Here is a 21283-nt window from a genome sequence, read left to right as displayed (position 1 = left end):
GCTCAAAGTCATCTGGCCTAGATGAGTGAGTCCTCATGGTCGTAGGCGGTGAGGGATCGTTTGTGGTGGGCTCCGATGAGCCAGTTGTGCCAGATGGCTGCGGCGAGGGCGAGTAGTCGGGTGGCGATGCGGGAGGAGACGCCGGGGATGCTGCGGCCGCCGTGTTCTTCGAGGGTGAGTTGGCCTTTGAGGGTGTCGAAGACGGATTCGACCCATTGGCGGATGCGACCGAGTTTGCCGAAGTGTTTCTTCTCGTCCTTGCGATCCGGGCGGATCAGGTGGGCGCCGAGGTCGTCGGTGATGAAGGCTTCGAAATCCGGGCGGCTTCGCGTTCTCCGATCTTCGGGTTCGCCAGCTCCCAGACAGTCGGCATTCCGTCGGAAGTGCAGATCAGGTAGAGGCGAAAGCCCCAGAAGAATCGGGAGTGGGAGGCGCAGCAACATGCCGGATCCATTTGCGATCCGATGCGATCCCGAGCATCTGCTGGGCGACGACAAGGCAGGGCAACTCGACATCGGTCAGCGCCGGTTTGCGTCCCCGGGTGACGGTCTCGCGAGAAGCCGAGTCCGGGCAGGATCCGATCGTCGAGATGGACGTAAAGTGTGGTCAGGAGGATGTTGAGGTCGGTTTTCACACACAGGGTTTAACACCCTCCACCTGCGATTAACAGCCTCCACGCGGCCAAGCCCTAAGAGGACTCACTCATCTAGTGGTCGAAGGGCCACACCATGTGCAGATCGAGGTCGAAGGTCCCTGGTTAGGACGTTTTCGGTTCGGTGGCGAGGAGGTAGAGCCCGGCGATGGTCTGGTCGTCGCGGAAAGAGATTCGTGCGGTGAAGTCGCCTGCTTCGAAGGCGAGGGGCGTGTTGGTGATGGTCACGTCGGCCGCGCGTGCCGCCTCGACCTCTCCTCGGCGTTCGTATGCGCCGGCGAGGCCGATCACCTGGGCCCATGCAGCGGCCAGTCCCTCGCTGCCGAGCCGCTCACGCATCTGCGAGTCGAACCGTTCGGCGACCTCGTCCCATCTGCCGGTGGAGAGCTCGTCGATGACGGCCTCGGCAAGCGTGGCGGCTTCGGGCAGCGGGACGGTGTTCATGGTTTCTCCTGTTCGCGGATCGATGGGCTTGCCGAATCGCTGGAACGCAGCCTGACGCGTGACGCCGAGGGCTTGGCCGATCTCCTGCCAGGTGGCTCCTGCGCCACGGGCCTGTTCTGCCGCTGCCGCGACAAGAGCGGTGACCTGGGACTGCAACTCGACGGAGGCCCGCACCGCCGCGGCGGGGTCTGGGTTCTCGGTCAGCACGGGAGCGGCGACGATGGCGCCCAGATCGCGGTGGAGCTGGTTCGCGAGCGTGAGGAATGATTCAGCCACCTGTAAAGCATAGCTTGACAGACAGCGCTTTTGTAAACGATGCTGACTCTGGCGGCAAGCCAACAAACATCAAAGGAGCGCCACGTGGCCGAGGTGACAGTGCAGGGCGACGAGGTGGTTCTCGCGCTCACGCCCACGGAGAAGCTTGAGGCCATCCGTGGCGACGTCAGAGTCCCGCGGACAGCAGTGCGGGACGTGGAAGTCGTTGAGGACGCGCTCGACGTCGTGCACGGGATCCGCACCGGGACCGGCATCCCCGGCGTGCTTGTGGTGGGCACGATCCGCGGTGGGGGCAAGAAGTCGTTCGTCGTCGTTCACCATGGCCGGCCTCGCGGAGTGGTGATCCGCTTGAACGGAGCGGAGTACGACGAGCTGGTCGTCGGCTGCGACGACCCGGAAGCTGTGGCGGCGAGCCTTGCGCCACGAACCTGAGGCGACGCGCACGCGACACCCGCTAGTCCTGCTCGCGGCCGCATGCGCGGACGAACCTCTGACGCGTCGTCCGCGCGCTGGACACCGGCGGGCCTCTCGCCTACGCCCTCGGCCAGCAGCTGCCGGATGAGGAGTACCCGGTCGACGACAGTAACCGCTACACCCCCAACGACGGCTCGTCCGGGGTCGAGAGCGTGAGCACCGCCTCCTCGACGTGGTCGTTCCGTTCCAGCTCCGCCTCCACCCGGCGCAGCGCGATGGCGACGTGGGTCTCGGTGCTCTCGCCGACGAGGTCGACCGCGGCGACGAGGAAGACCTTGCCGGGCCCGACGAACTCGAGGTGGAGGTAGGTGACCCGGTCGATCTCCGGGCGGGCGAGGAGGCCGGAGAGCACGTCGGCCTGGAGCGCGGCATCCGGCATCTCGCCGATGAGGAACCGCCGGTTGCGGTCGATGAGCACGACCGCCACCCCGCCGAGCAGCAGCCCGATCAGGATCGAGCCGGCCGAGTCGAAGACCGCGATCCCGGTCAGCTGGTGGAGCAGGATGCCGAGGAAGGCGACGAGAAGCCCGATCAGCGCCGCGGAGTCCTCGGCGAAGACCGCGCGGAGGGTGGCGTTGGAGCTGACCAGCGCGTAGCGCCCGGTGGAGATGCCGCGGCTGATCCCACCGGAGCGGGCCTGACGGTAGGCCTGGAGGAAGGAGAAGCCCTCGAGCACAAACGAGACGGCGAGCACCGTGTAGGCGATGCCGAAGTCGGTCGTCGCCTCGGGGGAGAGCATCTCCTGCAGGCCGTGCCAGACGGAGACGACGGCGCCGGCGGTGAAGATGCCGAAGGCGGCGAACATCGACCAGACGTAGGCCTCGCGTCCGTAGCCGAGCGGATGCGGGTCGTCGCGTTCCCGCATCGACCGGCGGTCCGCGACCAGCAGGAAAATCTCGTTGCCGAAGTCGGCCCAGGAGTGGGCGGCCTCGGCCACCATGGACGCCGAACCGGTGATGAAGGAGGCGACCGTCTTCGCGACGGCGACGAGCAGGTTTGCTCCCAGCGCGATCACGACGGTGAGCGAGCCGGCGGCCTGAACCTTCTCGGCGGGAGCGGTCATCCCCTCCAGTGTGTCATGTCCTCTAGAATCGTCGTAACGACATCGATCCGGCCATCACCGGGGAGTCTCCGGAAGAACGGCGAGAGCCCAGTAGACCCGGGCGGTCGGGGCACGTCACGTCCCACGAGAGCGGCTCCCGGCGTGGCACGTCAAGCGCATGGGTTGCAAGCGGGGTGGTACCGCGGCGGGATTGGAGAAAACACCCGTCGTCCCCGCACACAGTGCAACTGCCCCAGGAGTGACATGACCTACCCGCACGACGGATCGAACGAACCGCTCAGCCCGAGCCCGAGCTTTCCGGCGATCGAGCGCGGCATCCTCAACTTCTGGAAGAAGGACGGCACCTTCCAGGCATCCATCGACCGGCGCGAAGGATGCCAGGAGTGGGTCTTCTACGACGGCCCGCCCTTCGCGAACGGCCTGCCGCACTACGGGCACCTGCTCACCGGGTACGCCAAGGACCTCTTCCCCCGTTACCAGACCATGCGTGGCAAGCAGGTGCACCGCCGCTTCGGCTGGGACACCCACGGCCTGCCCGCAGAACTCGAGGCCATGCGGCAGCTCGGCATCACCGAGAAGTCGGAGATCGAAGAGATGGGCATCGCGACCTTCAATGCGAAGGCCCGCGAGTCCGTGCTCGAGTACACCGAGGAATGGCAGGAGTACGTCACCCGCCAGGCCCGCTGGGTCGACTTCGACAACGACTACAAGACCCTCGACATCACCTACATGGAGAGCGTCATCTGGGCCTTCAAGCAGCTCTACGACAAGGGGCTCGCCTATGAGGGCTTCCGGGTGCTGCCGTACTGCTGGCACGACGAGACCCCGCTGTCCAACCACGAGCTGCGGATGGACGACGACGTCTACAAGATGCGGCAGGACCAGACGGTCACCGTGACCTTCCCGCTGGACGGCGCGAAGGCGGAGAGCCTCGGGCTCACCGGCGTGAAGGCGCTCGCCTGGACGACGACCCCGTGGACGCTGCCGACGAACCTCGCGCTCGCCGTCGGCCCGGCGATCGAGTACGCCGTCCTTCCAAGCGGTCCGCTCGGGGCCGCAGACGGATCCGCCGAGGGGCTGGCGGGGTACCTGCTCGCCGCCGACACCGTCGCCGCCTACGCCAAGGACCTCGGCTACGAGTCCGCCGCGGAGGCGCTCGCCGCGATCGAGCGCACCTACCTCGGCGCCGAGCTCGAGGGCGTGGCCTACGACCGGCTCTGGGACTACTACGCCGACGAGGCGACCTGGGGCACCCAGAACGCCTGGCGCATCCTCGTGGCCGACTACGTCGCCACCGGGGAGGGCACCGGCATCGTCCACCAGGCGCCCGCCTACGGCGAGGACGACCAGCTCACCTGCGCGGCCGCGGGCATCCCGGTCATCATCTCCGTCGACGAGGGCGGCAAGTTCCTGCCGCTCATCGCCGAGGTGGCCGGCCTCCAGGTCTTCGACGCGAACAAGCCGCTCACCCAGATGCTCCGCGCCGAGGGCAGGCTGCTCCGGGTCGCGAGCTACGAGCACAGCTACCCGCACTGCTGGCGCTGCCGCAACCCGCTCATCTACAAGGCGGTCTCGAGCTGGTTCGTGCGGGTCACCGAGTTCCGCGACCGCATGGGCGAGCTCAACCAGGAGATCAACTGGGTGCCGGACAACGTCAAGGACGGCCAGTTCGGCAAGTGGATCGCCGGCGCCCGCGACTGGTCCATCTCCCGCAACCGGTACTGGGGCTCGCCGATCCCGATCTGGAAGAGCGACGACCCGAGCCACCCGCGCATCGACGTCTACGGTTCGCTCGACGAGCTCGAACGGGACTTCGGCGTGCGCCCGACCGACCTGCACCGCCCGTACATCGACGAGCTCACCCGACCGAACCCCGACGACCCGACCGGTCGTTCCACCATGCGCCGCATCGAGGACGTGCTCGACGTCTGGTTCGACTCCGGCTCGATGCCGTTCGCCCAGGTGCACTACCCCTTCGAGAACCAGGACTTCTTCGAGCAGCACAACCCCGCGGACTTCATCGTCGAGTACATCGGGCAGACCCGCGGCTGGTTCTACCTGCTGCACGTGCTCTCGACGGCGCTGTTCGACCGGCCCGCCTTCCGCAACGTCATCAGCCACGGCATCGTGCTCGGCAGCGACGGGCAGAAGATGTCGAAGTCGCTGCGCAACTACCCGGATGTCTCCGAGGTCTTCGACCGGGACGGCGCGGATGCGATGCGCTGGTTCCTCATGTCCAGCTCGGTGATCCGGGGTGGCAACCTCGTGGTGACGGAGGAAGGCATCCGCGAGGGCGTGCGCCAGCTGATGCTTCCGCTCTGGAACAGCTACTACTTCTTCAGCCTGTACGCGAACGCCTCCGGCCACGAGGCCGCCTGGCGCACCGACTCCGGCGACCTGCTCGACCGCTACCTTCTGGCCAAGACCCGCCGGCTGATCCTCGACGTGACGGCCCAGCTGGACGGACTGGACAGCCCGGTCGCCGCGGCGACGCTGCGGGATTTCGCCGACGTGCTCACCAACTGGTACGTCAGGCGCAGCCGCGACCGGTTCTGGTCGGGCGACAGTCCGGAGGCGTTCGACACCCTGTACACCGTCCTCGAGACGGTGAGCCGGGTCGCGGCCCCGCTGCTGCCGCTGATCACCGAGAAGGTGTGGCAGGGGCTCACCGGCGGTCGCAGCGTGCACCTGACGGACTGGCCGGACGCCGACCTGTTCCCCGAGGACGACGGCCTGGTCACGACGATGGACCGCATCCGCGAGATCGCCTCCGCCGGCCTCGGACTGCGCAAGGCCAGGGGGCTGCGCGTGCGGCTGCCGTTGGCCGAGCTGACCGTGGTCGCCGAGGACGTCGAGGGCCTCGCGGCGTTCACGGACATCCTCCAGGAGGAGCTCAACGTCAAGGCGGTGCGGCTCGAGGAGCTGCGCCCGACGAGCCTTGAGCAGCACGGCATCGAGTACGGGCTGAGTGTCAACGCGCGCACCCTCGGCCCGCGCATCGGCAGGGACGTCCAGCGGGTCATCCAGGCCGCCAAGGCCGGCGACTATTCCGTGACCGACGGGGTCGTGACCGCCGGGGGCCTCGAGCTCCTGGAGGGCGAGTTCACCCTCCGGCTCCGTGCCGCGGACGAGACCAAGGCGATCGCCTTCCTGCCGGGAGGCGGCTTCGTGCTGCTCGACACCGTGACGACCTGGGAGCTCGAGGCGGAGGGGCTCGCCCGCGACCTCATCCGCGCGGTGCAGGACACCCGCAAGGCCGCCGGTTTTGCGGTCAGCGACCGCATCGACCTCACCCTCTACTTCGCCTCCGGTTCGGAGCGGTTCGGCGTCGAGCCCTTCTCGGCGAGCATCGCCGAGGAGACCCTCGCCCTCGAGACCCGCTTCGTCGACACCGAGGAGGAGGATGTTGAGGTGTTCGCCGCCCGGCACGGAAGGCTCGGCGCCTTCCGGTCGCGGGTTGCGGCGGGGCAGTATTCCAACGGCGGCGATGTGCTCGTCGAGGTCACGATCCATGGAGCAGGAGCCGATGTCTAAGGATTCGTCGAACGAGCAGGACCCACAGGACCCGGAGCTGAGCGACGACGCCCTCTTCCAGAAGGACGCCGACGAGGTCTATCGAGAGCTGCTCGGCCGCATCGGCGAGGCCAATCCGCAGCCGCGCCTCGCCCCGACCCGCCGGGTGGTCGAGCTGCTCGGCGACCCGCAGCGCGCCTATCCGATCATCCACATCACCGGGACGAACGGCAAGACGAGCACGAGTCGCATCACCGAGAGCATCCTGCGCGCCTACGGCCTGCGCACGGGTCTGCTGACCAGCCCGCACCTCGTGCGGGTGAACGAGCGCATCGTCATCGACGGTGAGCCCATCTCGAACGAGGCGCTCGTCGCCAACTATCGTGACATCGAGCCGTACCTGGAGATGGTGGATGTCGAGCTCGCCGCGATGGGGGAGGCGCCGCTGACCTTCTTCGAGGCCTTCACCGCGCTGGCCTTCGCGAGCTTCGCCGACGCCCCGGTCGACGTCGCCGTGATCGAGGTCGGTCTCGGCGGCGAATGGGACTCGACCAACGTCGGCGACGGCGTGGTCGCCGTGTTCACGCCGATCTCGCTCGACCACATGGCCCGCCTCGGCAACACCGTCGCCCAGATCGCCGCGACCAAGTCGGGCATCATCAAGCCCGCCTCCGCCGTCGTGACCTCCGCCCAGCCGGAGACCGCCCTCGCCGAGCTGGAACGGGCGGCCGAGCTCAGCGAGTCGACCATGGCCGTGCAGGGAGCGGCCTTCGACGTGCTCAGCAACACCGTCGCCGTCGGCGGTCAGGTGATCGCCGTCCGCGGCCTCGCCGCCACCTACGAGGACCTGTTCCTGCCGCTGTTCGGTGACCACCAGGCGCAGAACGCGGCCGTCGCGATCGCCGCCGTCGAGTCGTTCCTCGGCGGGGGAACCCAGGCGCTCGTCGGCGACGTGCTCGCGGAGGGCATCGCCACCGCCACCTCGCCCGGCCGGCTCCAGGTGATCGGCGTCGACCCGACCGTCATCATCGACGCCGCCCACAACCCCGACGGCGCGCAGTCCCTCGCCAGGGCGATCATCAGCTACTTCACCTTCGACGAGGTGCTCTTCGTCATCGGCGTGCTGGGGGACAAGGATGCGCGGGGCATCGTGGACGCCCTCGCCCCCGTCGCCAGCCGGTTCTTCGTGACTGCCTCCAGCTCCGACCGGGCGGTGCCCGTCGAGGAGTTCGCCGACGTCGTGCGCGAACGGGCGGGAGACGAGAGGACCTTCGAGTTCGACAGCCTGTCGGAGGCCATCGCCTCCGCGCGGGAATGGGCGGAGGCCGCGCCGCGCCGCGCCGTCGTCGTCACCGGTTCGATCACCCTCATCGGCGACGCCCTCGTCCTCGCCGACCGGGAAGGCTGGAAGCGGTGACCGACGGGGCCGCTCCGGCCGCGCGGCGCGAGCGATCCGCCTCGGAGTCCCTCCTGTCGATCACGCTGATGCTCGAGGCGGTGCTCGTCTTCTTCGTCACCCTCGTCGTCTTCGGGCTGCGGGCGCTTCCGGCAGGCATCGCCTTCGGCGGGGGAGCGGCGCTGCTCGTTGTGCTCCTCCTCGACGGCCGGCTCGTGCGCTATCCCTGGGGAGTCTGGCTCGGCTGGCTGCTGCAGGCCGTGCTCATCGCGGTCGGGATCCTCGTGCCCATGATGTACTTCATCGGCGCGGTCTTCCTCGCGATCTGGATCTACTGCTTCGTCACCGGCCGCCGCCTGGATGCGCGCGAGGCCGCCTACCTCGCCCGAACGACCGATCTCGACCAATCAACCGACCACCGCTAGGAGAGCATCCATGAGTACAGAAGAGACCCTTGTCCTGGTCAAGCCGGACGGCGTGTCCCGCAACCTGACCGGCGAGATCCTGCGCCGCATCGAGGCGAAGGGCTACCAGCTCGTCGACATCAAGCTGGTCCAGGCCTCGCGGGAGCTGCTGGCCAGCCACTACGAGGAGCACCAGGGCAAGCCGTTCTACGAGCCCCTCGTGGAGTTCATGGAGAGCGGCGCCATCGTCGCGCTCCGCATCGCGGGGGATCGGGTCATCGAGGGCTTCCGGTCGCTCGCCGGCACCACCGACCCGACGACCGCGGCCCCCGGGACGATCCGCGGGGACCTCGGCCGCGACTGGGGGCTCGCGGTGCAGCAGAACCTCGTGCACGGCTCCGACTCCCCGGAGTCCGCGGCGAGGGAGCTGGCCCTCTGGTTCGACTGACCGGCTAGTTCGACGCCTGGGCGGCGACGAAGCTCGCGAAGGCGTCCGCGTCGGTGAGCGAGCCGGAGTACTGGGTGCCGTTGACGAGCACCGTCGGCGTTCCCGTCACCTTGGCGACGGAGGTGTTGGCCAGCGGCCCGGTCGTCGCCCTCGTCGATGCGCTCGCGACCCAGTCGACGAACTTCTGCGAGGTGATGCACGAGCTGATCGTGCTGCTGCCACTGCCCGCCCCCTTGAGCACGGAGATCAGCTTCGAATCGCTGAGGCCCGTGGTGTTCTCGGTGGGTTGATTGGCGAAGAGCGCCGCGTTGACCGCGAAGAAGTTGTCCGGGTCGTAGGTGGCGACACAGGCCGCGGCGTTCGCCGCCCTGGTGGAGTACTTGCTCCCGAGGGAGCTGTTGTCGAGGATCGAGATCGGGTGGATCTCGAGGGTCGCGGTGCCCGCCTTCACCCAGCTCTCGATCTGGGCCTGGTTGGTCGCCTCGAACTGCTGGCAGTAGGGGCACAGGTAGTCGATGTAGGTGACGATGTTCACCGTGTTCGTGTGCTTGCTCGCATCGGTCGCGATCGGCTTGCCGTTCGGCTTGATGGCGGCGGTGCGCGTCGCCGTGATGGTCCCGCTGTCGCCGCCGCTGCCGCTGAGCAGCACGCCGTCGCTGGCCAGATTGCGCGGGGCCGCCGTGCCGCCCTTGCTCGTGCCCGATCCGGAGACGTTCACCACGACGACGACCACGATGACGACGATCGCGATGACCAGCACGCCGAGCCCGCCCTGCAGCAGGCGCCGGTTGCGGCGCTGGCGCTTCTTGGCCTCCTCGCGTTCGAGGCGTGCGGTCTCCCTCGCCTGTTCGCGCCTGTCCTTCTTGCCGGACGGGGGTGTGGGGCTAGCGGGAGCGACCATGTTGCAAAACCAACGTTCTTATTTGTTGACCAGAGACCGAGTTCTAACTTAGGGGATGGAACTGGGCGTCGTCGTTGCGCTTCCTGCGAGTGCACTTCCAGTGAGGCCCTCCGTCGGCGACGCTCATCCCCAGTGGTGGATGACATCCAGCCGTCCCTGCGCGATCAGCGCGACGACCAGGTAGCTCAGCAGGGTGATGAGCGGCACCCAGGTGTATGCCGCGGCGAAGAACCGCCGGGCGCCGGCTGGCACCGGGACGGCTCCGGTCTTGAGGACGTGGAAGGCGACCGCCCAGAAGCTGGGGATCGTCACCGCCCAGGTCACCATGCACCAGGGGCAGAGCGTGCCGAGCACGAAGATGCTCTGGCTGATGAGCCAGATCACCAGGGCGAGCGCGCCGGCGACGCCGATGGCGAAGGCGATCCAGAACCCCCTGGCGAACCGGATGCCGGAGAGGAGGGCCAGGCCGACGAGCAGGGCCGCCGTCCAACCGCCGAGGCCGAGGAGCGGGTTGGGGAAGCCGAACAGCGAACCCTGCCAGGAGGCCAGGTTCTTGCCACACTGGACCAGGACGCTGAGGTTGCAGGTGAGGCGCGCATCCGGGCTGACGTAGGTGACCACCTTCTCGACGGTCAGCCGGAAGGCGGCGAACAGCCCGATCGACGAGGCGACGACGAGGAAGATCCCCAGTCCGGCGGTCTGGCCGAGGGGCAGGATGCGCGGGACGGCGATCGCGAGAGCCGCGGCCGCCAGGATCAGCTGCACCAGGAGCAGGGGGGTGAACTGGAGCACGGTGGCCCAGAGCTCGAAGCCAGTCGCGAGGCTGAGGATGACGACGAGCGCCGTCCACCAGGAGCCGCCGAACCGGCCGCCCGAAAGGGTCCCGACGCCGACGGCGACCACGAGGGTGAACACGGCAAGTGCCAGGGCGGACGAGGGGTAACCGAGCTCGTTGTCCGCGCCGATCAGGGCGAGACCGGAAGCGCCCGACTCGAGGTGGGAGAAGGTGATGACCGTCTGGATGAAGGCGAAAAGCACCCCGAGGGCACCGATCGCGGTGAGGCCGGAGGCGGACAGTCGCTCTCGCCCCGCCGAGGGTGGTGTTGACACCCTGCAGATTATTGCACGGGCCAAATGCCGCGTTGATGGCAATGCATGCGATAATTTGTAACTAGTCACCCGAGCCGCGCTCGACGTGACCACAAAGAATGCTTACCGGGCACCAAACCGGGCCGCGCAGAATCGACACCGTGTTGTTCATGACCTCACAAGACGGTGCCGCCCTACGATCGTGTCGAATAGCCAGTTTCGAGCAAGCAGCATCACAAACGAGCGGGACCAGAGCCACGATGGCCGGTCCTGGAGCGTAAGGATTAGCGGAGTTCGCCGAGGCGCCAGATTCGCCGAAGTCGAAGGCCGCACGAGAAAGTACCCGGTGGGTGGCGCGGCCACCGCCCGGGCGAGGAGTGCACCAGCAATGGTGGAGACAAATTCAGAGAACACTGACAACGGGGCGAAAAACGAGGGCGGAAAGCGGCGTACGCGTCTCTTCGGCGGACGCAGGTCCGGCAAGTCGGCCGAGACGGCCACCGCGCAGGAGACCGCGCTGACGGAGGCCCCGGCACCGGTCGAGACCCCGGCCGCCGAGGCGTCCGCTCCGGCAGACGTCGCCGCTCCGGCGCAGGCGCCCGCCGAGCCCGCCGAGCAGAAGGCGCCGGCTCGCCGTGCTCCCGCGCGCCGGGCAACCGCACCGAAGGCCACCTCGGCCTCGGATGCCGCCGACCGCGACGGCGGCACCGTGACGGAGGCGACCGACCGGTCCTCCGAGCCCGAGCCCGCCGAGGCGCCCGCGAAGGCGCCCGCCCGCAGCACGAGCAGGAAGGCGGCCCACGCCGCCGACCAGCCGTCGGACGACGCGACCGTTAACGAGGAATCCGCCGCGCCGGAACCGGCCCCCGTCGTCCCGCTGCGCCCGACCACCTCGCTCATCTTCCAGGCACCGGACATCCCGGTGCTCCCTCCCCGCCAGAACGGCCGTTCCGGTGGCCAGGGCCAGCAGGACGCCGGCGACGACGACACCGCGACCGTTCGCCGTCGGGCCAGGCGCCGCTCGGGGGAAGAGGACCGCGACGGCAACGGCGGCGGGTCACCGGCCAACACGGTGGTCAAGGTGCGCACGCCGCGCCCGGCGCCGGAGCTGAGCAACGAACCGACCAAGGTCCGTGGCTCGACCAGGCTCGAGGCCAAGAAGCAGCGTCGTCGTGACGGGCGGGACGCGGGTCGTCGTCGTCCGGTCATCACCGAGGCCGAGTTCCTCGCCAGGCGCGAGGCCGTCGACCGGGTGATGGTCGTGCGTTCCAAGTTCGGCCGCATCCAGATCGGCGTGCTCGAGGACGGCGTGCTCGTTGAGCACTACGTCGCCAAGGCCGCCGACGCGAGCCTCATCGGAAACGTCTACCTCGGCCGGGTGCAGAACGTCCTGCCGAGCATGGAGGCGGCGTTCGTCGACATCGGACGCGGCCGCAACGCCGTGCTCTACTCCGGCGAGGTCGACTGGGATGCCGCGGCGGAGAACTCCGCGGAGGGCAAGAGCCAGGCCCGTCGCATCGAGCTCGCGCTCAAGCCGGGCGACAAGGTGCTCGTGCAGGTCACCAAGGATCCGGTCGGACACAAGGGCGCCCGGCTCACCAGCCAGGTCAGCCTTCCCGGCCGCTACCTCGTTTACGTGCCCAACGGCTCGATGAACGGGATCAGCCGCAAGCTCCCCGACACCGAGCGGTCCCGACTCAAGAAGATCCTCAAGGAGGTCCTCCCCGAGAACGTCGGCGTCATCGTGCGCACCGCGGCGGAGGGGGCGACCGAGGAGCAGCTCACGCTGGACGTCAACCGCCTCACGGCGCAGTGGGCGGCCATCAGCGAGACCCTCGAGACCGTTCAGGCGCCCGCGCTGCTGCACAGCGAGCCCGACCTCCTGGTCAAGATCGTTCGGGACGTCTTCAACGAGGACTTCCACAAGCTGGTCATCGAGGGAGAGGATGCGTTCGCCACGATCTCGACCTACCTCGGCCAGGTGGCCCCGGACCTCGTCGACCGGCTGCAGACCTACGAGGGCACGGCGGACTCCTTCGACGAGTACCGCATCACCGAGCAGATCGAGAAGGCGCTCGACCGCAAGGTCTGGCTGCCCTCCGGCGGCTCCCTCGTGATCGACCGCACGGAGGCCATGACCGTGGTCGACGTCAACACGGGAAAGTTCGTCGGCTCCGGCGGAAACCTCGAGGAGACCGTCACCAAGAACAACCTCGAGGCGGCGGAGGAGATCGTGCGCCAGCTGCGGCTGCGCGACATCGGCGGCATCATCGTCGTCGACTTCATCGACATGGTCCTCGAGTCGAACCGGGACCTCGTCCTGCGCAGGCTCGTCGAATGCCTCAGCCGTGACCGGACCAAGCATCAGGTCGCCGAGGTGACGAGCCTCGGGCTCATCCAGATGACCCGGAAGAAGCTCGGCCTCGGCCTCATCGAGTCGTTCAGCGAGCCCTGCGAGGTGTGCGCCGGCCGGGGGATCATCATCCACCACGACCCCGTCACCAAGCATCGCCAGACCGCGCAGCCCGAGGTGCGCCGCGGTCGCGGCGGCAAGGGCGGCAACGGGAACAGCGGCAACGGCGGCGACTTCGCCCGTCAGGCCCAGGCGCCGGCCCAGAAGAGCGCCGGCGGGACCCACGCCATCACCGACGACGTGAAGAACGCCCTCGCCCAGATCGCGGCCAGCACCATTGCGCCGACCGAGACTGCCGAGCCCGGGCCGATCGTGGCCGAGCCCGGTCTGATCGTGGTCGAGGAGATGCCGGCGGCGCCCAGCCGCGCCGAAGAGGCGTCCGTGGCGGCCGCGGAGGCCGCGATGGCGATCCTCGACATCCCGGTGGCCAAGGTCCAACGGCCGCCGCGCCGGATCAGCACCCACGACGCGGAGCAGATCCTCGACTCCGTGCTCGAGGCGCTGCCGGAGCCGAAGCAGCCCGGCCAGGGACGTTCGCGCATCTCGCGCCGGGCGTCCAGCGCGGGGACCGTGCATCCGCCGGCCTCCGAATCCGCTCCCACTTCGCCGATCGAATAGCGCGTCGCCGCGCGGGGGCGGCGCGGCGACGTAATATCCGACGGGTGGGCACCCGGACGGCTGAGCGGCAGCGAGGTCGCACCGGCGTACCCACCGGGGTCGGGCTGATCGTCGGCCTGGTCGGGATCGTCCTGATCTTTGTGATCCGCGCCGTCACCCCCGCGCTCGGGGCCTGGTCGCTGCCCAACCAGGTGCAGGACCTGCTCACCCTGAGCATCAGCGTCATCATCGAGTCGCTGCCGTTTGTCATCCTCGGTGTTGTGCTCTCCATCGTGGTCCAGGTGTGGATTCCGGACACCTGGATCATGAGGGTGCTTCCGCGCAGCCCGTTCCTCCGGCGCGCCGTCATCTCGCTGCTCGGGATCCTCCTGCCGGTGTGCGAGTGCGGCAACGTCCCCCTGGCCCGCGGCCTGCTCATCAAGGGCTTCACCGTCTCCGAGTCGATGACCTTCCTGCTGGCGGCCCCCATCGTCAACCCGATCACCATCCTCACCACCGGTCAGGCCTTCGGTTTCACCAGCTGGGTCTTCGCTGCGCGGCTCGTCGGCGGCTTCCTGGTCGCCAACGTGATCGGCTGGCTGTTCGACAGGCATCCGGATCAGGACGGCCTGCTCACCGATCGTTTCGCCGCCGAGTGCCGGCTGCCGGACCGGCACGAGCACGCCGGCGGCCGCTGGCGCAAGAGCGTCGAACTGTTCACCCACGAGGGCAGCGTCATGATGCCCGCGCTCTTCATCGGCGCCCTCGTCGCCGGGCTCGTCCAGGTCGTCGTCCCCCGGGCCGTGCTGCTGAACCTCGGCAGCAACCCCGTCTGGTCGATCCTCGCGATGATGGTGCTCGCCTTCGTCATCTCGGTCTGCTCGAACGTCGACTCGTTTTTCATCCTCCCCTTCGCGAGCACCTTCATGCCGGGATCGATCGCGGTCTTCCTCGTCTTCGGGCCGATCGTCGACATCAAGATGCTGACCCTCATGCGGACCACCTTCCGGGTGCGGGTGCTCGTGCAGCTGACCATCCTCGTCGCGCTCCTCAGCGCCCTGATCGGGCTGGTGATCAACTATGTCTCCTGAACGACTGTGGCGGTGGGTGCGCAGGTGGCAGGGGGTCGTGCTGTGCACGGCCGCGCTGGTGTCCACCGTGTGGCTGGCCGTCACCGGCCAGCTGATCCTGTACATCCACCCGCGGTACATCGTGTTCACCGTCATCATGGCGGCGCTCGGTCTGGCTCTGGTCATTGCGGGTCTCGTCGCGCGGCCGGATCACGACCACGACGAGCCGCCGAGACGCTGGGGCGCCGTCGTCTCGGTCATCGCGACCGTGCTCACCCTGGGGGTCGCCGTCGGCCTCGTGGTCGTCCCCCCGGCGACCCTGACGACGGCCACCGCGGACCAGCGGGTCATCAACAGCACAAACGTCGGCGCAGCGACGAAGACGGTCGGCTCCGCCGCATCCGCGCCGTCGGGTGCCTCCTCGAAATTCACGGTGCTCGACTGGTCCTCGCTGCTGCGTCAGACCAGCGACGTCAACTTCTACCGGGACAAGACCGCGGATGTGACCGGTTTCGTCACGGCGGACAAGGACGACCCCGACAACGTCTTCTACGTCTCCCGCTTCGTCATCACCTGCTGCGCGGTCGACGCCCAGCCGGTGGGCGTGCCCGTCTACCTGCCGAACTGGAAGAACGGCTTCAAGGCCGACGGATGGGTGCGCGTGACGGGCGAATTCGACACGAACCCGAGCAGCAGGAGCCGCCAGCCGATCGCGCTCGTGCCGACCGCAACCACCGCCGTGAGCCAGCCCCGTGACCCCTACCTCTACTGACACGCGGCCGCGGTCGCGCCGATCGGCCGCCCGCTTCCGCCGCACCTTCGTGGCACTGATCTCCGTCCTCGTCGTGCTGTGTGCCGGCTTCGCCGCGCTCGACTACGTCCAGGGTCCGAAGCTCTCCACCGCGACCGTGGACACGAGCCAGGCGGTCGCCCAGGCCGACCAGCAGCTGAGGCTCTTCGCCAACCAGAACGTGTCCGCGGTGAGGAAGTCGCAGGTGACGATCACGCCGGCAACTCCGTTCAGCGTGAGCGCCGGCGGGCAGGTCATCTCCGTGCAGTTCTCGGAGCGGCTGCGATACGCCACGCGGTACACGGTGAGGGTCGCCGGGGTGACCAGCCTCTATCAGGATCGGCCGCAGACCTTCCGCTACTCGTTCACGACGGGCGCCGCGCGGGTCTACTACCTCGACCGTGCCGACCCCGCCGCCGGGGGCGGACAGCCAGACACGATCCTCCGCACGAGCCTGGGCGACACCGGGCGCACGATCGTGTACTCGGCGCCGCGCATCCAGCAGTTCGTCGTCTACGCGAGGGTGATCGTCGTCAGCAGCCTGAACGACGACAACACCAGCTCCCTGTCGATCGTGAGCCTCTCCGGCGGTCCCGTCGAGCGGGTGCAGCTGCCGGAACCCGGCGTCGTCGACGATCTCCAGGTCGCGCCGCAGACGGGCATCGTGGGATTCGAGTTCACCGGCTCGGGGGAGGGGGCGGGGTACTCCGGCGACCTCATGACCCTCGATCTCGCCGGTGCGCACACCGTGCAGCCGGTGCTCGGCATCGACTCGAGGTCCCTCGCGGTGCTCGCCTGGGCGTTCATCGGGAGCAGCACGAGCCTGGTGGCGCAGGCCGAGGATCGGACGATGCTGCTGATCGACGCCAAGAAGCCCGGGTCCGTGACGCCGCTGCGTCAGTACGCCGAGCTCGACGGCGTGTGCCCGGATGGCACGGCGATCGTCGTCGGCGACGCCCTCGGCAACAAGCTCGTCTCCTCGCTGAAGGACGGCGCGCAGACATATCTCCCGACGCGTCCCCTCGGCGGGGCGACGACCTACGGCGGGAAGGTGGCAATCCTCGGGACAGGGACGGATCGGGTGCAGCAGGTCGCGGTGTTCGACCCCGACCACCCCGGCGCGTTCGCGAGCTACCTCGTCTCCGAGCGCGGCGCCACCAGTCGCATCCTGTTCCAGACCGTCGACAACAAGGGCAGCATCGACGACTTCCGGGTCTCCCCGAACGGCCAGTATGTCGCGGTGACGGTGATCCCGGATGTCTCGAGCAGCGTCTCGGATGGGTACTCGGTGGATGCGCAGTCGACCTCGGTCTCGACGGTGTTCGTCGACGTCGCCACCGGTGCGGTCGTGCGCAGCGTGGACGGCTTCGACGCGACCTGGTGACGGCTAACGCTGGTCGCGCTGGGGCGGGGCCTCCCGGTCGTTCTCGTGGCGGGAGATATGGCACCTCGTGGCGCGGAAGTCGTCTCGCGGCGGGAGATATGACACCTCGTGGTGGGGAAACGTTCTCGCGGCGGGAGACGCGCCTCCCGCCGCGAGACAATTTCTCCCGCCACCGGCGCGGGTGTGGGGCGGATGGGGATGTCCGCCATCGGATATTCATCAGCGGCCGGCCGGTGTCGGGCCGGTACTGGCGCGACCTGGTGACGGCTAGCGCCGGTCGCGCTGGGGGATCCGCAGGCCGCTCGCCCGCAGCCGCTCGACCAGCTGCCTGATGGTGACCGGTTCCGCACCCGCCGCGACCAGCTCGTCATACCGTGCTGAGGGTACGTCATAATGGTCAAGATCGAAGGCGCGCAGGGGAATGCCGGCTTCGCGGGCGAAACGGTGCAGTTCGTCCAGCGAGCTGTCGCTCACCAGGTGCGACCAGAGCGTGTTGTGGGCGGGCCACCTGGGCTCGTCGATCAACACCGTCATGGGCCGATTCTAGACAGGGATGGGGACACATCATGAGCACATCGACCTCGCGCATCACCGTTCGGGGCACCTTCGCACCCGCCGCGCTCGCCGCGGTGGGCATTCTGATCGTCCTGGTGGCGCAGTCGCTGCTCGGTGAGCTCTTCTCCGCGTTGATCTACATCCATGAGCCGTTCGACTGGCTGGGGGCCTACCTCGGGCAGCTCTGGCAGGTCGCCCTCCCGTTCAGCGTCGGCGTGCTGCTCGGCCTCTGGCTGATTCGCCCGATCGTTCCGCGGCTGCGCCTGATGGACGTCGTCCTCCGTTCCGTGCTGGCCAGCGGTGTCGGTGCGGCCCTGGTGCTCGTCGTGGGGGTCGTCCTCGGCCTGCTCGGCTCCATCGAATTCCAGGGGGCGCTGTTCGCCAACTCGTTCCCCGCGGCGACATTCAGCGGCTCGCAAGCATTCTCGTCCGTGCTGCAGGCGGTGAACACGGGCATCCAGTCCTTCATCGGGTCGACGCCGCTCGTCGTTCTCGCCGGCGTTTTGCTCTGGATCCCCGCGACGCGCCGCTCATCGGGAGCCCCCACCGCCGAGACTCACGACGGGGTTTGACCGCGCAACGGACAATCGAGTATTGTTGTCCCTTGGTGTGTGCTGGGCTGAGCCCGCAAAGAATCAAACAACACGCCAAGACTTCTTCTGGACGTCCCAGTCAAATCGATTGGCCAGTCAAATAGTTAGGGTTACCAAGTGGTTTACGCAGTTGTGCGCGCCGGTGGTCGGCAGGAAAAGGTAGAGGTCGGCACCATCGTCGTCCTCGATCGCATCAAGGCCGACGAGAACGGCAACGTCGAGCTCGCCCCCGTGCTGCTCGTCGATGGCGAGACGATCACGCACGACGCGAAGGCGCTTGCGAAGGTCACGGTGACGGCCGAGGTCGTCGGCGACCTCCGCGGCCCGAAGATCGTCATCCAGAAGTTCAAGAACAAGACCGGTTACAAGAAGCGCCAGGGGCACCGCCAGGAGCTCACCCGCATCAAGATCACCGGCATCAAGTAACGACAGGGGCTGAACACTAATGGCACACAAAAAGGGCGCAAGCTCCACCCGCAACGGCCGTGACTCGAACGCACAGCGCCTCGGCGTGAAGCGCTTCGGCGGCCAGGTCGTCGGCGCCGGCGAGATCATCGTCCGCCAGCGCGGCACGCACTTCCACCCCGGCGTCAACGTCGGCCGTGGCGGCGACGACACGCTGTTCGCCCTCGCCGATGGCGCGGTCGAGTTCGGCGCGAAGGGCGGCCGCAAGGTCATCAACATCGTGACGGCAGCTCAGTAGGTCGACATCGATCGACCCGCAGTTCACGTTCGAGCGAGCTTCGGCTCGCTTGAACCTTTTAACCAGTAGTTCGATACGGAGGGATGCGTTGTGGCTACCTTCGTTGACCAGGTGACGCTTCATCTCAAGGCCGGAGACGGCGGAGACGGCTGCGTCTCGGTGAAACGCGAGAAGTTCAAGCCGCTCGCCGGGCCGGACGGCGGCAACGGGGGAGACGGCGGAGACATCGTCCTCGTCAGCGACCTCGGCGTGACCACCCTGCTCGGCTTCCACCGCGCCCCGCACCGCAAGTCCGACAAGGGCGGCCCCGGGATGGGCGACCACCGCAACGGCTTCAACGGCGAAGAGGTCGTTCTGGCCGTTCCCGTCGGCACGGTCGTCAAGGACGAGGACGGCAATCAGCTCATCGACTTCGTCGAGCCGGGGATGCGCTATCTGGCCGCTCCCGGCGGCCAGGGCGGCCTCGGCAACGCCGCCCTCGCATCCACCAAGCGCAAGGCGCCCGGCTTCGCCCTCCTCGGCACCCCTGGGTTCGAGGGGGATGTGTTCCTCGAGCTCAAGGTCGTCGCCGACGTCGCCCTCGTGGGCTACCCGTCCGCGGGCAAGTCCAGCCTGGTCGCCGCCATCTCCGCCGCCAAGCCGAAGATCGCCGACTACCCCTTCACCACCCTCCACCCGAACCTCGGCGTCGTGCAGGCGGGGGAGGTCCGGTACACCGTCGCGGATGTCCCGGGGCTCATCGAGGGCACCAGCGAGGGCAAGGGGCTCGGCCTCGAGTTCCTCCGCCACGTCGAACGATGCACCGCACTCCTCCACGTGCTCGACTGCGCCACCCTGGAGCCCGGGCGGGACCCGATCAGCGACCTCGACATCATCCTCGGCGAGCTCGCCGCGTATCCGGTGCCAGACGGCCAGGTTCCCCTGATCGACCGGCCGCAGCTGATCGCCCTCAACAAGGTCGATGTGCCGGAGGGGCGCGACCTCGCCGACATGGTCCGCCCGGAGCTGGAGGCCCGCGGCTACCGGGTCTTCGAGATCTCCGCGGTAAGCCGAGCGGGGCTGCGCGAGCTGTCCTTCGCCCTGGCCGAGGTGGTCGAGGCCGGCCGTGCCGTCCGCGCGACCGAGCAGGCCAAACCGCGCATCGTGCTCCGCCCGCGGGCGACGAACGACGCCGGATTCACCGTGAGGGTCGAGGGCGGCTCCGGCGGCAACATCTACCGGGTCGTCGGCGCGAAGCCGGTGCGCTGGGTCGCGCAGACCAACTTCAGCAACGAGGAGGCGATCGGCTTCCTCGCGGAGCGGCTCGCCAAGGCGGGCGTCGAGGATGCGCTGTTCAAGGCCGGTGCCGTCGCCGGCTCGACCGTCGTCATCGGCCCGGTCGAGTTCGACTGGGAGCCGACGCTCACCTCCACGGCCGAGCTGATCGCCGCGCCCCGCGGCACCGACCCGCGCCTGCTCCAGAACGATCGCCCGACGAGCAAGACCCGCCGCCAGGAATACCTCGACCGCATGGACGCGAAGGCCGAGGCTCGCGCCGAGCTCGTCCGCGAGCGGGAGGCCGGCATGTGGCAGGACGACGAGGGCTTCGCCGTGGCCGAGAGGGCCGCCGGTTCGACGGAGGATTCGCCGACGGATGCCTAGTTCGCTCTCCAGGGCCGACATCCCGAGTGCCGGGCGGCTCGTCGTCAAGGTCGGCTCCTCGTCGATCAGCGGCGCCAACGTCGGCCAGATCGGGCCGCTCGTGGACGCCCTCGCGACGGCCCACGCCCGCGGCACCGAGGTCATCCTGGTCTCGTCCGGCGCCATCGCGACCGGCATGCCCTACCTCAATCTGGATGCCCGGCCCACCGACCTCGCCACCCAGCAGGCCGCGGCCGCCGTCGGTCAGAACGTACTCGTCTACCGCTACCAGGAGAGCCTGCGCCGGTACGGGATCGTCGCCGCCCAGGTGCTGCTCACCGCGGGCGATCTGGAGAACCCGACCCACCGCAGCAACGCGCAACGGGCGACCGAGCGCCTGCTCGGCCTGCGCATCCTGCCCATCGTCAACGAGAACGACACCGTCGCGACGCACGAGATCCGCTTCGGCGACAACGATCGCCTGGCGGCGCTCGTGGCCCGGCTCATCGGCGCGGACCTGCTCGTGCTCCTCTCCGACGTCGAGGCGCTGTACACCAAGCCGCCGCAGCAGCCGGGTGCGACCCCCATCGCGGTCGTCCCCCTGGGGGATCCGCTCGAGGGCGTCGAGATCGGCTCGGTCGGCTCGGCCGGTGTGGGCACCGGGGGAGCTCAGACCAAGGTCTCCGCCGCGCGGCATGCGGCCGAGGCGGGGACGGCCGTGATCGTCACCTCGACGGAGCTCGTCGCGGACGCCCTGGGCGGGGCATCCGTCGGCACCTGGTTCGAGCCGGCCGCGCGCGGCGAAAAGTAGACTGATGGGCATGTCGCTGCTCGAGAACACCGCGCGGCCCGCAGAGGCCGACTTCGACGCCGAGACCTTCTACGCCACTCTCCGGAA

General features: G+C 68.5%; 19 protein-coding genes and 1 pseudogene. 14 read left to right on the top strand and 6 right to left on the bottom strand.

The window, feature by feature from the left end; all coding sequences use genetic code 11:
• Window positions 1-17: 17 nt before the first annotated feature.
• Both VGC18_RS02390 and VGC18_RS02385 read right to left on the bottom strand, forming a co-directional pair.
• A pseudogene (locus tag VGC18_RS02390) lies at window positions 18-634 on the bottom strand (hypothetical protein).
• Window positions 635-757: 123 nt separating this feature from the next.
• Complete coding sequence (locus VGC18_RS02385; protein WP_331093836.1) at window positions 758-1372, bottom strand: DUF3887 domain-containing protein; 615 nt, start codon at window positions 1370-1372, stop codon at window positions 758-760.
• 84 nt (window positions 1373-1456) lie between these two features.
• Between VGC18_RS02385 and VGC18_RS02380 the strand changes: the two genes are divergently transcribed.
• Complete coding sequence (locus tag VGC18_RS02380; RefSeq protein WP_331093834.1) at window positions 1457-1804, top strand: hypothetical protein; 348 nt, start codon at window positions 1457-1459, stop codon at window positions 1802-1804.
• 157 nt (window positions 1805-1961) lie between these two features.
• On the opposite strand, the gene VGC18_RS02375 is transcribed toward VGC18_RS02380, so the two are convergent.
• Window positions 1962-2909, bottom strand: coding sequence for a cation diffusion facilitator family transporter (locus VGC18_RS02375; RefSeq protein ID WP_331093832.1), 948 nt, complete (start codon window positions 2907-2909; stop codon window positions 1962-1964).
• A 243-nt stretch (window positions 2910-3152) separates the two neighbouring features.
• On the opposite strand from VGC18_RS02375, the gene ileS reads away from it, so the two are divergent.
• Genes ileS through ndk form a run of 4 tightly spaced genes read left to right on the top strand, consistent with a single transcriptional unit; the run spans window position 3153 to window position 8670 of the window.
• A complete protein-coding gene (ileS, locus tag VGC18_RS02370; RefSeq protein ID WP_331093830.1) occupies window positions 3153-6443 on the top strand; it encodes an isoleucine--tRNA ligase in 3291 nt (1096 codons plus the stop codon).
• On the top strand, window positions 6436-7839 hold the full coding sequence (locus tag VGC18_RS02365) for a folylpolyglutamate synthase/dihydrofolate synthase family protein (protein ID WP_331093828.1): 1404 nt from the start codon (window positions 6436-6438) through the stop codon (window positions 7837-7839). The genes ileS and VGC18_RS02365 overlap by 8 nt, the downstream gene beginning before the upstream one ends.
• Window positions 7836-8243 (top strand): DUF4233 domain-containing protein, encoded by a 408-nt coding sequence (locus tag VGC18_RS02360; RefSeq protein ID WP_331093826.1) that lies wholly within the window; start codon window positions 7836-7838, stop codon window positions 8241-8243. Before VGC18_RS02365 ends, VGC18_RS02360 begins: the two co-directional genes overlap by 4 nt.
• A gap of 10 nt (window positions 8244-8253) precedes the next feature.
• Window positions 8254-8670, top strand: a complete 417-nt coding sequence (gene ndk / locus VGC18_RS02355) for a nucleoside-diphosphate kinase (protein WP_331093824.1) — start codon at window positions 8254-8256, stop codon at window positions 8668-8670.
• A 4-nt stretch (window positions 8671-8674) separates the two neighbouring features.
• Here the strand turns inward: ndk and VGC18_RS02350 are convergent, their stop codons facing one another.
• Window positions 8675-9571, bottom strand: a complete 897-nt coding sequence (locus tag VGC18_RS02350) for a DsbA family protein (RefSeq protein ID WP_331093822.1) — start codon at window positions 9569-9571, stop codon at window positions 8675-8677.
• Between the two features lie 123 nt (window positions 9572-9694).
• Window positions 9695-10681, bottom strand: a complete 987-nt coding sequence (locus VGC18_RS02345) for a vitamin K epoxide reductase family protein (RefSeq protein WP_331093820.1) — start codon at window positions 10679-10681, stop codon at window positions 9695-9697.
• Window positions 10682-11048: 367 nt separating this feature from the next.
• Here VGC18_RS02345 and VGC18_RS02340 point away from each other — a divergent pair, with 367 nt between their 5' ends.
• Genes VGC18_RS02340 through VGC18_RS02325 form a run of 4 tightly spaced genes read left to right on the top strand, consistent with a single transcriptional unit; the run spans window position 11049 to window position 16914 of the window.
• Window positions 11049-13691 (top strand): Rne/Rng family ribonuclease, encoded by a 2643-nt coding sequence (locus VGC18_RS02340; protein WP_331093818.1) that lies wholly within the window; start codon window positions 11049-11051, stop codon window positions 13689-13691.
• Between the two features lie 44 nt (window positions 13692-13735).
• Complete coding sequence (locus tag VGC18_RS02335; RefSeq protein ID WP_331093816.1) at window positions 13736-14761, top strand: permease; 1026 nt, start codon at window positions 13736-13738, stop codon at window positions 14759-14761.
• A 16-nt stretch (window positions 14762-14777) separates the two neighbouring features.
• The gene (locus VGC18_RS02330; RefSeq protein WP_331093814.1) at window positions 14778-15512 is read left to right on the top strand and encodes a TIGR03943 family putative permease subunit; all 735 of its coding nucleotides are present in this window, start codon (window positions 14778-14780) and stop codon (window positions 15510-15512) included.
• Window positions 15513-15561: 49 nt separating this feature from the next.
• On the top strand, window positions 15562-16914 hold the full coding sequence (locus tag VGC18_RS02325; RefSeq protein ID WP_331093812.1) for a hypothetical protein: 1353 nt from the start codon (window positions 15562-15564) through the stop codon (window positions 16912-16914).
• A gap of 267 nt (window positions 16915-17181) precedes the next feature.
• On the opposite strand, the gene VGC18_RS02320 is transcribed toward VGC18_RS02325, so the two are convergent.
• On the bottom strand, window positions 17182-17448 hold the full coding sequence (locus VGC18_RS02320; protein ID WP_331093811.1) for a DUF4031 domain-containing protein: 267 nt from the start codon (window positions 17446-17448) through the stop codon (window positions 17182-17184).
• Window positions 17449-17480: 32 nt separating this feature from the next.
• Between VGC18_RS02320 and VGC18_RS02315 the strand changes: the two genes are divergently transcribed.
• The 5 genes from VGC18_RS02315 (at window position 17481) to proB (ending at window position 21196) form a co-directional block, all read left to right on the top strand.
• Window positions 17481-18041: a hypothetical protein gene (locus VGC18_RS02315; RefSeq protein ID WP_331093809.1), complete on the top strand. Its 561-nt coding sequence runs from the start codon at window positions 17481-17483 to the stop codon at window positions 18039-18041.
• 138 nt (window positions 18042-18179) lie between these two features.
• A complete protein-coding gene (gene rplU, locus VGC18_RS02310) occupies window positions 18180-18488 on the top strand; it encodes a 50S ribosomal protein L21 (protein ID WP_331093807.1) in 309 nt (102 codons plus the stop codon).
• A gap of 19 nt (window positions 18489-18507) precedes the next feature.
• Window positions 18508-18765, top strand: a complete 258-nt coding sequence (gene rpmA, locus VGC18_RS02305; RefSeq protein WP_331093805.1) for a 50S ribosomal protein L27 — start codon at window positions 18508-18510, stop codon at window positions 18763-18765.
• A 90-nt stretch (window positions 18766-18855) separates the two neighbouring features.
• A complete protein-coding gene (obgE, locus tag VGC18_RS02300; protein ID WP_331093803.1) occupies window positions 18856-20406 on the top strand; it encodes a GTPase ObgE in 1551 nt (516 codons plus the stop codon).
• Window positions 20399-21196: a glutamate 5-kinase gene (gene proB / locus VGC18_RS02295; RefSeq protein ID WP_331093801.1), complete on the top strand. Its 798-nt coding sequence runs from the start codon at window positions 20399-20401 to the stop codon at window positions 21194-21196. The genes obgE and proB overlap by 8 nt, the downstream gene beginning before the upstream one ends.
• The last annotated feature ends 87 nt before the right edge of the window (window positions 21197-21283 follow it).

It is taken from the genome of Lacisediminihabitans sp. (assembly GCF_036404185.1).
GTDB lineage: Bacteria > Actinomycetota > Actinomycetes > Actinomycetales > Microbacteriaceae > Lacisediminihabitans.
The sequence above is the reverse complement of the archived record's forward strand: the minus strand, read 5'-3'. Positions and strand labels throughout refer to the sequence as shown.

What these genes read in the sequence shown, in the direction of transcription:
- VGC18_RS02375 (WP_331093832.1), bottom strand. Translation starts at nt 2,909, where the DNA reads ATGACCGCTCCCGCCGAGAAGGTTCAGGCCGCCGGCTCGCTCACCGTC.
- ileS (WP_331093830.1), top strand. Translation starts at nt 3,153, where the DNA reads ATGACCTACCCGCACGACGGATCGAACGAACCGCTCAGCCCGAGCCCG.
- VGC18_RS02365 (WP_331093828.1), top strand. Translation starts at nt 6,436, where the DNA reads ATGTCTAAGGATTCGTCGAACGAGCAGGACCCACAGGACCCGGAGCTG.
- ndk (WP_331093824.1), top strand. Translation starts at nt 8,254, where the DNA reads ATGAGTACAGAAGAGACCCTTGTCCTGGTCAAGCCGGACGGCGTGTCC.
- VGC18_RS02350 (WP_331093822.1), bottom strand. Translation starts at nt 9,571, where the DNA reads ATGGTCGCTCCCGCTAGCCCCACACCCCCGTCCGGCAAGAAGGACAGG.
- VGC18_RS02340 (WP_331093818.1), top strand. Translation starts at nt 11,049, where the DNA reads ATGGTGGAGACAAATTCAGAGAACACTGACAACGGGGCGAAAAACGAG.
- VGC18_RS02320 (WP_331093811.1), bottom strand. Translation starts at nt 17,448, where the DNA reads ATGACGGTGTTGATCGACGAGCCCAGGTGGCCCGCCCACAACACGCTC.
- VGC18_RS02315 (WP_331093809.1), top strand. Translation starts at nt 17,481, where the DNA reads ATGAGCACATCGACCTCGCGCATCACCGTTCGGGGCACCTTCGCACCC.
- rpmA (WP_331093805.1), top strand. Translation starts at nt 18,508, where the DNA reads ATGGCACACAAAAAGGGCGCAAGCTCCACCCGCAACGGCCGTGACTCG.
- proB (WP_331093801.1), top strand. Translation starts at nt 20,399, where the DNA reads ATGCCTAGTTCGCTCTCCAGGGCCGACATCCCGAGTGCCGGGCGGCTC.